Source organism: Bacillus sp. LQ16 (genome assembly GCF_057784645.1).
In genome coordinates this window covers 4919382-4933507 of the sequence record NZ_CM173491.1, presented here as the reverse complement: position 1 = coordinate 4933507, position 14126 = coordinate 4919382, and the positions used below count along the sequence as shown (strand labels likewise).

The following is a 14126-nucleotide window of genomic DNA, read 5'->3' as shown; positions in this document are numbered from 1 at the left end:
CTGCGCGTTTTCTGCCAAGCTTAAGGAGATAAAGTGAGACTAGTACATACTGATTATTAGCCCTCACCAATCAAGCTATCCGCAAATAGTGGAATAAAATACTTCAAAGAAAGAATTATATAGGTGACGCATATGATCGAAGTTAAGACTTCTGAACTTAGTGATGGAGAATTTAATAGAGGTGTATTTGCAACTCGTGATATTAAAAAGGGTGAGTTGATACACGCAGCACCAGTTATCTCTTATCCGAATGAACAGCATGAACATATTGAGAAAACGTTACTTGCTGACTACGCATTTGAGTATGGGATCAATCATACGGCAATCCTTTTAGGATACGGTATGTTATTTAATCATTCATATAAACCGAATGCAACGTATGATATTGTCTTCGAGAACCATACGTTTAACTTCTTTGCTTATAAGGATATAAAAGCAGGAGAAGAAATTTTAATCAATTATAATGGTGAAGTTGATAACGATGAGCTGTTATGGTTTGATAAAGAAAAAGAAGAGAACGAAAAGTAATATAAAGAGTATAGAAAGAGCACATTCTGTCGGATGTGCTCTTTTTTCGTTGATGTAAATAAAGTAAAAAGTACAAAAAAATACCACTTTCTTTTTGTATGGTATAGTAAGATACTGAGGGATAGTGTTTTGAAAAAGTCACATATTTTACAAATTGTTGTCTTTCTGATGACATGTCAAGTTTAGTAGTCCATTTGGGTTGCTTTATTATGCAATATATATTTTAATATGAGTGGCACCTCTTATAAATTAAGAGGTTTATAGGTGTCTCGAATTGATTTTGGGTACACTGTATCCACCACTTTAGGTTCTTTCATGTACGTGGGGATATTATGGGCCCGTATAACGGGATAAAATGAATATAGAAATAGAGGAATCGTAAAATGAATATGCAAGAGGTTTATAAATATTTAAGTACGGTATTGCCTGAAGGACATGTTAAACAAGATGAAATGTTAAAGAATCATACGCATATTAAAGTTGGCGGAAAAGCAGATGTTTTTGTTGCGCCTACAAATTATGATGAAATTCAAGAAGTTATCAAATATGCGAACGAATATAATATTCCAGTTACGTTTTTAGGAAATGGATCGAATGTCATTATTAAAGATGGTGGAATTCGCGGGATTACAGTAAGTTTAATTCATATTACAGGTGTTACTGTAACAGGAACGACGATTGTAGCACAGTGTGGTGCAGCAATTATTGACGTATCACGTATTGCCTTAGACCATAACTTAACGGGTCTTGAGTTTGCTTGTGGTATTCCAGGTTCAGTTGGTGGAGCGTTATATATGAATGCTGGTGCTTACGGTGGTGAAGTATCGTTTGTGTTAACAGAAGCTGTCGTAATGACAGGTGATGGAGAGCTACGTACTTTGACGAAAGAAGCATTTGAATTTGGATATCGTAAGAGTGTATTTGCTAACAACCATTACATTATTCTTGAAGCGAGATTTGAACTTGAAGAAGGTGTACGTGAAGAAATTAAAGCAAAAATGGATGATTTAACGTTTAAGCGTGAGTCAAAACAGCCTCTAGAATATCCTTCATGTGGTAGCGTATTTAAGCGTCCACCAAATAACTTTGCTGGTAAGTTAATTCAAGACTCAGGACTACAAGGTAAGCGAATTGGTGGAGTGGAAGTTTCTTTAAAACACGCTGGATTTATGGTGAATGTTGATAACGGAACAGCACAAGATTACATCGATTTAATTCACTTCGTACAAAAGACAGTTGAAGAGAAATTTGGCGTGAAGTTGGAGCGAGAAGTAAGGATTATTGGAGAAGATAAAGAATAACGAAATACGTATGAAGATATGAATTATTTTAAAATAATATTTGGGTATTGTTGACAATTTGTTTTCAATTCAATATAATGGCTAATAATTTAACAAATAACATACGTTGAAAGAGCCCAGTAGCAGTTTGTCACTGTTAACGAGAGAGCTAGGGGTTGCTGGAACCTAGCACAAACAAACTTGCGAATTACACTCTGGAGTATCTTAGGTAATGCTAAGCGGACTAGCAATCGATATTATTGCTAAGAGTGGTATGAGTAGCTATGCTATTTATGCAAACTGGGTGGTAACACGGTGAATAATCGTCCCTATGTCTATCGTAGACATAGGGGCTTTTTTGTTTTTAAAAAATAAAGGGGATGACAAAAGATGAATATTATTGATGAATTAGAATGGCGTGGCGCCGTTAATCAGCAGACTGACGAAGAAGGCTTACGTAAGCTAGTAGAAGAGAAAAAGATTTCACTATACTGCGGAGTTGATCCGACTGGTGATAGTATGCATATCGGACATTTGATTCCGTTTATGATGATGAAGAGATTCCAATTAGCTGGCCATCATCCTGTTATTTTAATTGGCGGGGCAACAGGAACAATTGGTGATCCGAGTGGACGACAATCGGAGCGTCAACTTCAAACGTTAGAAGTGGTTCAGCATAATGTAGATGCGTTAACAGCACAAATGAAAAAGCTATTTGATTTTGGCGGAAATAGCGAAGTGAAGATGGTAAATAATTATGATTGGACACATGAAATAAATATTATTGAGTTTTTACGTGATTACGGGAAAAACTTTAGCATCAATAGCATGTTAGCGAAGGATATTGTAGCAAGCCGTTTAGATACAGGTATTTCTTTCACAGAATTCACATACCAAATTTTGCAAGCGCTGGATTTCCATCATTTATACACGAAAGAGGATGTTCAACTTCAAATTGGTGGTAGTGACCAGTGGGGAAATATTACGAGTGGTTTAGATTTAATTCGTAAGTTAGAAGGTCATGAGGCGAAAGTATTCGGATTAACGATTCCGTTATTATTAAAATCGGACGGTACGAAGTTTGGTAAATCAGCAGGTGGTGCGGTTTGGCTTGATCCTGAAAAAACGACACCGTTTGAATTTTACCAGTTCTGGGTAAATACAGATGACCGTGACGTAATTAAATACTTGAAATACTTTACGTTCTTAACGAAAGAGCGTATTGATGAATTAGCAGCGAAGGTAGAAGCGGAACCTCATAAACGTGAAGCGCAAAAAGTGTTAGCGGAAGAAATGACGAAATTCGTTCATGGAGAAGAGGCATTATTACAAGCTGAGAAGATTACAGCAGCGTTATTTAGCGGGGATATTAAATCGTTAACAGCTGATGAAATTGAACAAGGCTTTAAAGAAATGCCAACGTTCCAGTCTTCAAAAGAGACGAAAAACATCGTAGAGTGGCTAGTCGATTTAGGAATTGAACCATCTAGACGCCAAGCACGCGAAGACATTAATAATGGTGCGATTTCTATGAATGGTGAGAAAGTAACAGATGTGGGTACGGATGTTACTGTAGAAAATTCATTTGATGGCAGATTTATTATTATTCGTAAAGGGAAGAAGAACTACAGCCTTGTGAAGTTAGGCGAATAGTTTGTGTGAAAGGATGGGAGTAGGAAGAATACTTCCATCTTTTCGTATACACAATTTGGACATAAAATAATCAGTAAATTTAGATAATTAAAAGGGTTATATTATTCTTTTGCCGAATAAATAAGTTAGAGAAAATTACGGATAAAAATAGCCCGAACCATGCTGGGCATGATTCGGGCTTATATTCAGATTAGTAAGCTAAGCTGAATAGACCTTTAATGTGTGATAAGTAACGAACGTTACTTGCTTCTTTCATTAATGATGCTGGTAAGCCTTTAAGTGGAGTATTGCTTGCTCCAATTGTAGCAACCGCATCTTTACGTCCTAGACTAGCAAGTGTTCCAGAGTTTACAGGTGCGAACTCTTCGAATGCTTTGCCTTCTAGTGCTGCGTATAAGTTGTATCCAATTAACTCACCCATTTGCCAAGCGATTTGTGCAGTTGGTGGGTATGGACGACCGTCTGGAGAGAAGACAACAGCGCTGTCTCCAGCAACAAATACGTCTTTGTGAGAAGTAGATTGTAGGTATGCATCAACTGTTGCACGTCCACGGTTAACTTCAAGACCTGATTCACCGATTAATGGGTTACCTTGAACGCCACCTGTCCAAACGAATGTGTTAGCAACAAGTTTTTGACCGTCTTTTAAGTCGATTTCATTGCCAGCAACGTTTGTTACAGGAAGACCAGTTAAGAATGTAACGCCGCGTGCTTCTAGGCTAGTAGTTGCACGTTCGATTAAGTGGTCTGGTAATACTGGAAGGATTTTTGGACCTGCTTCAACAAGAAGAAGTTTAACTTCTTTTGGATTTACGCCGTGGCTTTTTGCAAGTTTAGGCATAATGTCAGCAAGCTCACCAACTAGCTCAACGCCAGTTAATCCGCCACCACCGATTACGATTGTAGCATCAGCTTCGTTTTTCGTTTTCGCGTATTCACGAATACGGTCTTCAACGTGTTTGTAGATTTTGTTTGCATCAGCAGCAGATTTTAATACCATGCTGTTTTCTTCTAGTCCTGGAATACCGAAGTAAGCAGTTTTACTTCCTAAAGCAACTACAAGTGCATCGTAAGATAAAGTAGTGCCGCCAGCTAGTTTGATTTCTTTGCTATCAACTGAGAATGACTCAACTGTTGCAATTTTAAGATCGATATCTTTACCTTTGAAAAGCTTTGTAAGTGGCATTGCAATTGCTTGCTCAGACACGTTACCAGCTGCAAGGCGGTGTAATTCAGTGATGATTTGGTGTGTTGGGTATTGGTTAATCACTGTAACTTGTGCTTCTGATTTGCTGTAATATTTACGTACGTTTAAAGCGGCAAGAAGACCGCCATAACCAGCGCCTAAGATGACAATTTGTTTTGACATAGTATGATATCCCCCGTCTTTACTAATTGTTGTTATAAGTTAAATTATTTATTGTTACGTTCTGCACTAATTTGAAGATATGCGTTCACAAAGCGGAACATTTTTTGTGCTTGTGGATCTTTTAGTAATTTTAATAGACCGAATAGGCCGATAACTTCAGTACTTTCGTCAGCACGATCTTTCGCTTCGATTGCAGTTGCAGCCATGCTTTTCACTGTATCTTTTACAGGTTCTACAAGCTCTGTAATTGCACCAACAGTGTCGCTTTTTAATACTTCATCAGTAGCAACAGTTTGAGCGAAGTCATAAGACTTAGTTAAAATGTTAACAAGCTCAGTTAATTTTGGAAGCTGTTCTACTAGTGTTGTTAATGATTCTTGTACCTCAGGTTTTAACAACTGATCAAGTACATCAAGTTGTCCTTGGCTAGCAGAAATTTGTACAGTTTCTTGTTCTGGCTTTGTTTGAGTCATAGTTTCTGGCATCTCCAATTCTCCTTTACGATAGCAATACTCTTATTTTTTATAAGTAAGATAGTAAACGTTTACGAAACTTTATGCAAAGTTTCACAAAACACAATAAAATGCCTTTAAATTTATGACAGCAAGTAAGCTGCAAACATAAATCTAAAACCATAACGTCTTACTTATTATTTATGAACTGTCCGATATATGGCTTGTCCGCATAATGGAAAAGCTCCGTTACCGGAAAGTGTATATAATATATATCCTATATTATATACTATATACACCTATGTTAACATAAAAATGATTCCTAATTATTTGATATTGAGTGTATAACGTAGTGCTGACAAGGTATGAAAGCGTATAAAATATTTTGTTTCAGTTAGAAATGTACATATATATAGAGAAAAAAAGGAAAAAACGAACAAATTCATGTTCGTTTTTTCCTTTTTCCTATTATTCACCTTCTGCAATTAGCATCGATGTGTTACCTTCTTTTTCAAGATGGCATTCGCCCCAAGAACAAAGAGAGTCAAGAATGGATTCTAAAGACCAACCGTAGTCGGTAAGAGAATATTCTACTTTCGGTGGGACTTGGTTGTATACTTTTCTTTGAATGACCCCGTCGTCTTCTAATTCACGTAATTGCTGCGTTAACATTTTTTGTGTAATACCAGGCATTGAGCGTTTTAATTCACTCGTTCTCTTTGTACCTTTCGTTAAGTGACAAAGAATAACAACTTTCCATTTGCCGCCGATAACTTCTAAAGTCGCCTCTACAGGAATATTGTATTTCTTCATATGAACCCCTCCCTTTTTGAGTAAAGTAAGTTTAATAATACAAATGTTACTTTTTAGTACCTATAGCACTTTAAAGTACGTACTTTTTATTATGTTAAATATGTTTCATAATAGCACATGTAAGAGGCAAATGAGTAGTACGGTACCAAAAAGTGACTATGTTACTTTTTAGTGCCTATCGTACTTTAAAGTGCGTTCTTCAAAAAAGGAATGAAACCATTCATAATAGCATTTGTAAGTATGAAATATATTTTTTAGAAGATAAAAGGGCCTTTTTATCATACTATTATGATTGGATTTCTTGTAATAAGGAGGAATTCAATTGAGTTCATATACAGTACCATCTTCGGAAGCTCAGACGAGCCGAAGAAGTATGTTTGCTTTATTAGCGCTAGCAATTAGTGCGTTTGGGATTGGTACGACCGAGTTTATTAGTGTCGGTTTACTACCATCTATTTCAAAAGATTTAAATGTTTCGGTTACAACAGCCGGTTTAACGGTTTCCTTATATGCGTTAGGAGCAGCGGTAGGAGCTCCTGTTTTAACAGCGTTAACGGCTAGTATGTCGCGAAAGACATTATTAATGTGGATTATGGTTATTTTCATTATTGGTAATGGCATTGCGGCGGTAGCAACAAGCTTCACTGTATTAATTATCGCAAGAATTGTATCCGCGTTTGCACATGGTGTGTTTATGTCAATTGGATCTACAATTGCAGCTGCAATCGTACCAGAGAATAAACGTGCTAGCGCAATTGCGATTATGTTTACTGGATTAACAGTTGCGACTATTACTGGTGTGCCAATTGGAACATTTATCGGTCAAGAGTTTGGCTGGAGAGCGTCATTTATGGCGATTGTCGTAATTGGAATTATTGCTTTCATCGCAAACAGTATACTCGTCCCATCTAATTTAAAAAATGGTGTACCTGTATCGTTTCGTGATCAATTTAAATTAATTAAAAATGGAAGACTATTACTTGTTTTCATTATTACTGCACTTGGATACGGTGGTACATTCGTAACATTTACGTATTTATCACCCCTATTACAAGAAGTAACAGGATTTGAAGCAAGTACCGTTACTATCATTTTATTAGTGTACGGAATCGCAATTGCGATAGGGAATATGGTTGGCGGGAAATTATCGAATCATAATCCGATTCGAGCGCTATTTTACATGTTCTTTATTCAAGCGATCATATTATTTGTTTTAACATTTACAGCGCCATTTAAAGTAGCTGGATTAATCACAATTATTTTCATGGGACTATTCGCATTTATGAATGTTCCAGGGCTACAAGTATATGTAGTTATATTGGCAGAGCGCTTTGTTCCAAGTGCGGTTGATGTTGCTTCAGCAATTAATATTGCCGCATTTAACGGAGGAATCGCTTTAGGTTCTTATATAGGTGGCCTTGTAACGAATTCGTTAGGATTAATCCATACTGCTTGGGTAGGCGGTCTTATGGTAGTAGGTGCCGTGATTTTAACAGCATGGAGCATGACATTAGAAAAAAGAGATCAAGTAAAATAAAAGGAGAGAAAATAAAATGAAAAACTTACAAAGTAAAGCAGTATTAAATAACGGTGTAGAAATGCCTTGGTTCGGTTTAGGTGTATTTAAAGTAGAAGAAGGACCAGAACTTGTAGAAGCAATTAAATCAGCAATTAAAGCAGGATACCGCAGCATCGATACAGCTGCAATTTACGGAAATGAAAAAGCTGTAGGTGAAGGAATCCGTGCAGGTATTGAAGCGACTGGTATTTCAAGAGAAGAATTATTTATCACTTCAAAAGTATGGAACGCAGATCAAGGGTATGAAACAACAATCGCTGCATACGAAGAGAGTCTAAAAAAATTAGGACTAGATTATTTAGATTTATATCTTGTTCACTGGCCTTCAGAAGGAAAATATAAAGATACATGGAGAGCGCTAGAAACACTTTATAAAGAAAAGCGCGTACGTGCAATTGGTGTAAGTAACTTCCAAATCCATCACTTACAAGATGTAATGAAAGATGCAGAAATTAAACCAATGATTAACCAAGTAGAATACCACCCTCGTTTAACACAAAAAGAACTACAAGCTTTCTGTAAAGAACAAGGTATTCAAATGGAAGCATGGTCACCACTAATGCAAGGTCAATTATTAGATAATGAAACATTACAAGAAATTGCTGAGAAACACGGTAAAACAACAGCACAAGTGATTTTACGTTGGGATCTTCAAAACGGAGTAATTACAATTCCAAAATCAACGAAAGAACACCGCATTATTGCAAATGCTGATGTATTTAACTTTGAATTAACAAAAGAAGACATGGAAAAAATCGATGCGTTAAACCAAAATCACCGCGTTGGTCCAGATCCTGATAACTTCGATTTCTAAGATTAAAGTAAGAAAGAAAAAAGAGTGCTTTTATGCGCTCTTTTTTTGCATAAAAATATTTTCTAATTAAATACTACTTAGTATTAAGTTTGTTATTAAGGGGCTGTAAACATGAATATAAAGCAATCGTTCAAACTTTTAGCTATGTTTTTAAGTGTCTTATTTGTATTATTCCCACTTCAAAAAGCATTCGCAGAAGTTATGGATCATACAAAGTATGAAATGAATTGGAGTTATAGTAAGTCAAAGAAGAAACCAATTCGAACAGAACTTATTAAAACGGCAGATGGAAAAATTGCATTTTGCTTAAATGTAGATTTAAAATCTCCGAGCGGTCAAGATTTACCAGAAATGGGGAAAGTGGATATTAATGTGTACCGTGTACTGTTGAATGGATATCCACAAAAGAGCCCACAAGAATTAGGAGTATCTGATTGGAGAGAGGCGCATTACGCAACGCAGCTGGCAGTGTGGAATGCGTTAAAACAAATTGATGTTAATGATTTAGATTTCCGCAATAAAAATGTAGAGAAAGTAACGAAAGACATCGTTGCAAAAGCAAACGCTAGTGAAGAGTTACAAGAAATTACGATGAGTGTAACTCCTACAGAAGAACAAGAAGCAGTATTAAAAAATGATTTCTTTGAAACAGGTTTATATACAGTAGAAACAAATGCAAAAAGCGGAACGTATAAAGTGCAAGCAACAGGTGCACCAGCGGGCGTGAAATTTGCAAATGAAAAAGGCGAAACAAAAACAGAATTTAATGTAGGAGAGAAGTTCCGCATTTTAATTCCGAAACAAACACCAGCTGGTGGATTTAGCTTTAAAGTATCAGGAAATTTAACGAAACTACAAGGAATTGCGCATAAAGGTACACCGACTATTCAAAATGCAGTAGTATTACTTGAGCGTAGTGAAGAAAAAACAAGTCCAGAGTTAGCGGTAAGTTGGAAAAAGGCTGAGGCTCCAAATAAACCAAATAAGCCATATACTCCAAATGAACCGCATAAACCGAATCAAAAGAGATAATGAGAAAGCATTGGCTTATGCCAATGCTTTTTCATATGAATTCTTTAAAAATATATCAAGATAATAATTAATCGAGTGAAACACTATTTTAACGTTTGAAAAAGTATTTAAAAATAATAAAATATAACAAAATCTAAACATTACAATCAACGGATGTTATTCACAAAATTGTAACATTATTCTAATTATGAAGTCTATCAAACGAATTAGAAAGCGTGTAAAATTCAGTTGGAAAAACTACCTATAGATGGTCATATATGAAGAAAATGTAATATTCTATTGCTATTTTTATTTTTAGATGTATAGATGACAATACTAAATGATATCTTTTACTATTCTCTTTTTATGTACGAAGAGAACTCATCACAAATAGAGAGAAGTGAGGAGGACATATTACATAAAAATTTTACAATATAAGAAAGCGAATACATTTAGAGAAATGCGGTAGTAATTGATATAGGTGCGAGAGGTATTAGTCTATTCATTAAATGTTTTTATAAAAATAATAGGATTTCTTATTAAATGAATATATAGGGTGGTTTGTCTAAAAAAAGGACAGGGGACACAGATTATGTCAAAGCAGAAAAAGAGTAGGGTATTAGTAGCTGGTGTTTGTTTAGCTACGTTATTAACGCCATATGGACTTGAATTACCTAAGGTGTATGCAGAGATGACAATTGAAAATAAAGAGAAACAGCAAGAAGAGCGAGTGTATCAATTACTGCCAAAAGGTGATGTAGAAGGGATGCGTGAGTTGCATCAGCGTCGAATGAGTTTTTCTCCTTATGAACCAACGGGCATTTATGTAAAGCCAGGTGAAGAAGTAGTTATTCAAGTAGAAGGGACTCAACAGATTAAAGCTTATATTGGTACATATTCTTATGAAAAAGAAGAACCTAAACAATTCAATTTAAATCCCGGTGAGAATAAAATTTCTTCTTCAAATGGGGGGCTATTATATTTTTATAATTATCACAACACAGGAGAAGTAGTCGCTAAAGTGAAAAAAGGCGGTACACCAAATCCTTTATTTATTTTAGGTAAGCATACGACAAAAGATTGGAAGCGTATGTTGGCAGAGAATCCTGATCCATATGCAATAGAAATGAAGGGGGAAAATAGTTTATTAACTATGCATCCTGAAACTGTGGCGGAACATTTGAAGCAAGAAGATCCAGCTGCGTTATTAAAGAAACATGATGAAATAATTAATATAGAACATAAGATATCAGGTTTATCAAAAGATGGTGCGGGTGTTGCGAATCAAGGTAAACATTCCATTCATTTTGTTGAAGACTGGTATACGGATAATTATATGTATGCGACTTATTATCGAACAGCTTATAGTAAAGGGAATTTAGAATCAGTACTAAATCTAGAAGAGTTAACTAATGATGGATGGGGGCCTTGGCATGAAGTGGGACATCAACATCAACAGGACACTTGGTTATGGGATGGACTTGGAGAAGTAACCGTTAATATTTATTCTTTGGCAGTTCAAACTACATTCGGGCATAAAACAAGGTTAGAGCAAGAGGGGCGCTATGAAGCTGCATTTGCTTATTTAGGTAAACCGGATGCACAAGAGAAGATGGATGTATTTGAGAAATTAGTTATGTTTTGGCAGTTGCATTTAGCTTATGGGGATCAGTTCTATCCAAATTTACATCAAATGTATCGTTTGTTACATGATACAGAATTGCCTAAATCTGATGAAGAGAAAAAGCAGATGTTTATTTATATGACGTCAAAAGTGGCAGGACAAAATTTAATTCCTTTCTTTGATAAATGGGGATTAATTGCAAATGATGCTACGAGAGAAAAGATTGAAAAATTAAATTTACCAAAATTAGAAAAAGAAATTTGGTTATCTACAGATAGCAATCCAATTCGTGAGAAACAAATTGAGTTATATGAAGTTCCATATGGCGAGCCAAATAATGAAAAAATCCAAAGTGTAGTAATCGGTACTACATATAATGAGAAAAAAGCAAAAGAACTTGTACAGAATTTAGGGGAAGGTGTAAAAACAACAGGTGTGATTAAACAAGGCAAGCCTGAAGTTGGAGAAAAAACTGTAAAAGTAGAAATTATAGATGAAAAAGGTAATAAGAATTTAATTCCGGTTGTAGCAAATGTTAGTTATGGTGATAGCTTAGTATTCAAAGGGCTCAATTATGATACTAATATTAAATCAATCGTAACACTGCAACATGATCAGAAAAAGTTTAGTGCGATAGCTGATTCAAATCCAGTGCACTATTATTTTAAAGAAGACACGTATTTTGAATTCTCATTACTAGACCAAAATGGAAATGAGAAAAAGAAAGCAACAGTAAAAGGTGTTGAAAATGCGGAAGAATTCGCGAAATCAATTAATGAGTTAGAGTTCGAGTATGGTGATGTAGTAAAAGTGTATCACGCTGAATCAGATCGCTTTAATTGGTATCAAAATAATGACTTTATCGGACAAGGTAAGGCGAAGGTAGAGAAAGAATTATTATTTAAAGTAACAGAAAAGGGCTTTGAGAGAATGGAAGCTCAACAAGAAGTAACAGCAGTCCCACAAAAAGTAGTAATCGGAACAGACGTTGAAAAATTAGATGTAAAAAACTTTGTTCAAGTGAAGGATGGAGAAGTAGTTGGATTTGTAGAAAAACCGGATACAACAAAAATCGGTGAACAAAAAGTGAAAGTAGAAACGAAAGATCGTTTTGGAAATAAGAAAGTGACGGAAGTGCCATTGGAAGTAATCTATGGCGATAGCTTAGTCTTCCAAGGTGATGGTAATAATACGCGTTCTATCGTAACTGCGGATCATAATACGAAAAAGCTACAGGCAACATTTACGGATGCTAAAGTTCATTATCGTTTTGAGAATGAAAAATATATGGGAATCACGCTATACGATCAAAATGGAAATGAAAAGAAAGTTATTTCGGCAGAGGGGCAAGAGAGTTCGAAAAACTTTGCAGAACAGTTAAATGGTGTAGACTTCGCATATGGTGATGTTATTAAGGTATATCATGCAGAATCAGATCGATTGAAGTGGTATCAAAAAAATGAGTTTGTAAGTAACGGTAAAGGAAAACAAGAGTTGTACTTTAAATTAACGGAAAAAGGTTTCGAGAGAATGGAAGCGCAACAAGAAGTAACAGCAGTCCCACAAAAAGTAGTAATCGGAACGGACGCTGAAAAATTAGATGCGAAAGACTTTGTTCAAGTGAAAGATGGAGAAGTACTCGGATTTGTAGAGAAACCGGATACAACAAAAATTGGTGAACAAAAAGCAAAAGTAGAAACGAAAGATCGCTTTGGGAATAAGAAAGTGACAGAAGTATTTGTGGAAGTTACATATGGAGATAGCATAGTATATCAAGGTGTGTCGAATGTAACACGTTCAATTGTTGCGTTAAACCACGCTGAAAAGAAATTACATGCAACATTTACAAATGAGGAGATTCATTATCGCTTTGTAAATGAGCAGTATATAGGCCTTACGATTTATGATCAAAATGGAAATGAGAAAAAGCATGTAACGGCAGAAGGACAAGAGACTTCAAAGAATTTTGCTGGGCAAGTAAATGGAACGGCATTTGAGTATGGAGACGTGTTGAAAGTATATCATGCGGAACCGAGTCGTTTGAATTGGTACAAAAAGAATGAGTTCGTTAAAAAAGAGGATGCGATGAAGGGGCAAGAAATATCCTTTAAGATTACTCAAAATGGATTAGAGCAAGTGCAATAATAAGAAAAAGCTCGTAAAACATAATGTTTTACGAGCTTTTTTTATTATTCAGCTTCAGAAACTACTGTGAAGCGTTCGTTTACGTGTTTTGGGTTTTCGATTTCATCAAGTGCTGCAACTGCGAAGTCTTCGTAACTTACGTAGCTATCACCTTTTGAGTTAACAAGAAGATTGTCTTTGCCAGATTTGTAAGAACCAGTGCGTTTTCCTAATGCGAATAGTGCAGAAGGGCTGATGAATGTCCAAGTGATATCATTTGTTTGTTGCAAGATTTCTAAGTTTTTACCTTGGTTTTGAGCTGTTGCAAGGTATTCGTCCGGGAAACCTGGTGTATCAAATACACGTGTTGTTTTTTCTTCGTCTACAAATAAGCTTCCTGCTCCGCCAACTACAAGTAATTTTGTATTTGGTGCACCTTTCACAGCTTCAATAAGTACGTTTCCTGCATCTACGTGAAGGTGTTCTTCGCCTGCTGGAGCACCGAATGCATTTACAACTACGTCAAATGCCTGCAGGTCGTTAGATGTAAGAGAGAATACATCTTTCTCTAAAACTTTTACATTGTCTTCTGTAATTTTTGCAGCGTTTCTTACGATTGCAGTTACTTCATGTCCGCGATCCAATGCTTCTTTTAAAATACGACTTCCTGCTTTACCAGTTGCTCCGATAATTCCGATTTTCATAATAAATCCCTCCAAAGTGTTTTGTTAAAGTGTATATCTGAAAGTAAATGAATTTGTTGTAATTAGGTTTGTTACAACCTGTTGTAATCATTATAGTTACAGGTCGGTATTTTTGTCAATAGGGTTGTTTGTGAATTTATTTTTTGTTTTAGTATGCACAGTTAGAGGGAGGGTA

11 protein-coding genes and 1 other annotated feature are annotated in these 14126 nt (G+C 35.7%); of the genes, 7 read left to right on the top strand and 4 right to left on the bottom strand.

What is annotated here, in order from left to right:
* The first annotated feature begins 132 nt into the window (after nucleotides 1-132).
* From AC3EMB_RS25110 to tyrS, 3 genes are all read left to right on the top strand, one after another.
* Nucleotides 133-528 carry an SET domain-containing protein gene (locus AC3EMB_RS25110; protein ID WP_000573647.1) on the top strand — a complete coding sequence of 132 codons (396 nt, stop codon included), beginning with the start codon at nucleotides 133-135 and terminating at the stop codon, nucleotides 526-528.
* A gap of 383 nt (nucleotides 529-911) precedes the next feature.
* Nucleotides 912-1829, top strand: a complete 918-nt coding sequence (gene murB, locus AC3EMB_RS25105) for a UDP-N-acetylmuramate dehydrogenase (protein WP_001057106.1) — start codon at nucleotides 912-914, stop codon at nucleotides 1827-1829.
* A gap of 97 nt (nucleotides 1830-1926) precedes the next feature.
* Nucleotides 1927-2142, top strand: a binding site (T-box leader).
* Between the two features lie 56 nt (nucleotides 2143-2198).
* Nucleotides 2199-3461 (top strand): tyrosine--tRNA ligase, encoded by a 1263-nt coding sequence (gene tyrS / locus AC3EMB_RS25100; RefSeq protein ID WP_075719252.1) that lies wholly within the window; start codon nucleotides 2199-2201, stop codon nucleotides 3459-3461.
* A 190-nt stretch (nucleotides 3462-3651) separates the two neighbouring features.
* Here the strand turns inward: tyrS and AC3EMB_RS25095 are convergent, their stop codons facing one another.
* The 3 genes from AC3EMB_RS25095 to AC3EMB_RS25085 all read right to left on the bottom strand — a co-directional run bounded on the left by AC3EMB_RS25095 (nucleotide 3652) and on the right by AC3EMB_RS25085 (nucleotide 6095).
* Nucleotides 3652-4830, bottom strand: a complete 1179-nt coding sequence (locus AC3EMB_RS25095) for an NAD(P)/FAD-dependent oxidoreductase (protein ID WP_000043199.1) — start codon at nucleotides 4828-4830, stop codon at nucleotides 3652-3654.
* A gap of 44 nt (nucleotides 4831-4874) precedes the next feature.
* Nucleotides 4875-5315 carry a DUF1641 domain-containing protein gene (locus AC3EMB_RS25090; protein ID WP_001115310.1) on the bottom strand — a complete coding sequence of 147 codons (441 nt, stop codon included), beginning with the start codon at nucleotides 5313-5315 and terminating at the stop codon, nucleotides 4875-4877.
* Nucleotides 5316-5750: 435 nt separating this feature from the next.
* The gene (locus AC3EMB_RS25085; protein ID WP_000760481.1) at nucleotides 5751-6095 is read right to left on the bottom strand and encodes a winged helix-turn-helix transcriptional regulator; all 345 of its coding nucleotides are present in this window, start codon (nucleotides 6093-6095) and stop codon (nucleotides 5751-5753) included.
* 373 nt (nucleotides 6096-6468) lie between these two features.
* Here AC3EMB_RS25085 and AC3EMB_RS25080 point away from each other — a divergent pair, with 373 nt between their 5' ends.
* From AC3EMB_RS25080 to AC3EMB_RS25065, 4 genes are all read left to right on the top strand, one after another.
* Nucleotides 6469-7632, top strand: a complete 1164-nt coding sequence (locus AC3EMB_RS25080) for an MFS transporter (protein WP_168410432.1) — start codon at nucleotides 6469-6471, stop codon at nucleotides 7630-7632.
* Nucleotides 7633-7648: 16 nt separating this feature from the next.
* Nucleotides 7649-8488 carry an aldo/keto reductase gene (locus tag AC3EMB_RS25075; RefSeq protein ID WP_488517328.1) on the top strand — a complete coding sequence of 280 codons (840 nt, stop codon included), beginning with the start codon at nucleotides 7649-7651 and terminating at the stop codon, nucleotides 8486-8488.
* 111 nt (nucleotides 8489-8599) lie between these two features.
* Nucleotides 8600-9520, top strand: coding sequence for a thioester domain-containing protein (locus tag AC3EMB_RS25070; protein ID WP_001022532.1), 921 nt, complete (start codon nucleotides 8600-8602; stop codon nucleotides 9518-9520).
* 571 nt (nucleotides 9521-10091) lie between these two features.
* Nucleotides 10092-13268 (top strand): putative mucin/carbohydrate-binding domain-containing protein, encoded by a 3177-nt coding sequence (locus AC3EMB_RS25065; RefSeq protein ID WP_488517327.1) that lies wholly within the window; start codon nucleotides 10092-10094, stop codon nucleotides 13266-13268.
* A gap of 44 nt (nucleotides 13269-13312) precedes the next feature.
* Here the strand turns inward: AC3EMB_RS25065 and AC3EMB_RS25060 are convergent, their stop codons facing one another.
* Nucleotides 13313-13951 carry an NAD(P)-dependent oxidoreductase gene (locus AC3EMB_RS25060; protein WP_488517326.1) on the bottom strand — a complete coding sequence of 213 codons (639 nt, stop codon included), beginning with the start codon at nucleotides 13949-13951 and terminating at the stop codon, nucleotides 13313-13315.
* Nucleotides 13952-14126: the final 175 nt, after the last annotated feature.

Bases quoted from the DNA above. Each gene is read 5' to 3' on its own strand.
- AC3EMB_RS25110 (WP_000573647.1), top strand. From the start codon at position 133: ATGATCGAAGTTAAGACTTCTGAACTTAGTGATGGAGAATTTAATAGA.
- murB (WP_001057106.1), top strand. From the start codon at position 912: ATGAATATGCAAGAGGTTTATAAATATTTAAGTACGGTATTGCCTGAA.
- tyrS (WP_075719252.1), top strand. From the start codon at position 2,199: ATGAATATTATTGATGAATTAGAATGGCGTGGCGCCGTTAATCAGCAG.
- AC3EMB_RS25095 (WP_000043199.1), bottom strand. From the start codon at position 4,830: ATGTCAAAACAAATTGTCATCTTAGGCGCTGGTTATGGCGGTCTTCTT.
- AC3EMB_RS25090 (WP_001115310.1), bottom strand. From the start codon at position 5,315: ATGCCAGAAACTATGACTCAAACAAAGCCAGAACAAGAAACTGTACAA.
- AC3EMB_RS25085 (WP_000760481.1), bottom strand. From the start codon at position 6,095: ATGAAGAAATACAATATTCCTGTAGAGGCGACTTTAGAAGTTATCGGC.
- AC3EMB_RS25080 (WP_168410432.1), top strand. From the start codon at position 6,469: ATGTTTGCTTTATTAGCGCTAGCAATTAGTGCGTTTGGGATTGGTACG.
- AC3EMB_RS25075 (WP_488517328.1), top strand. From the start codon at position 7,649: ATGAAAAACTTACAAAGTAAAGCAGTATTAAATAACGGTGTAGAAATG.
- AC3EMB_RS25070 (WP_001022532.1), top strand. From the start codon at position 8,600: ATGAATATAAAGCAATCGTTCAAACTTTTAGCTATGTTTTTAAGTGTC.
- AC3EMB_RS25065 (WP_488517327.1), top strand. From the start codon at position 10,092: ATGTCAAAGCAGAAAAAGAGTAGGGTATTAGTAGCTGGTGTTTGTTTA.
- AC3EMB_RS25060 (WP_488517326.1), bottom strand. From the start codon at position 13,951: ATGAAAATCGGAATTATCGGAGCAACTGGTAAAGCAGGAAGTCGTATT.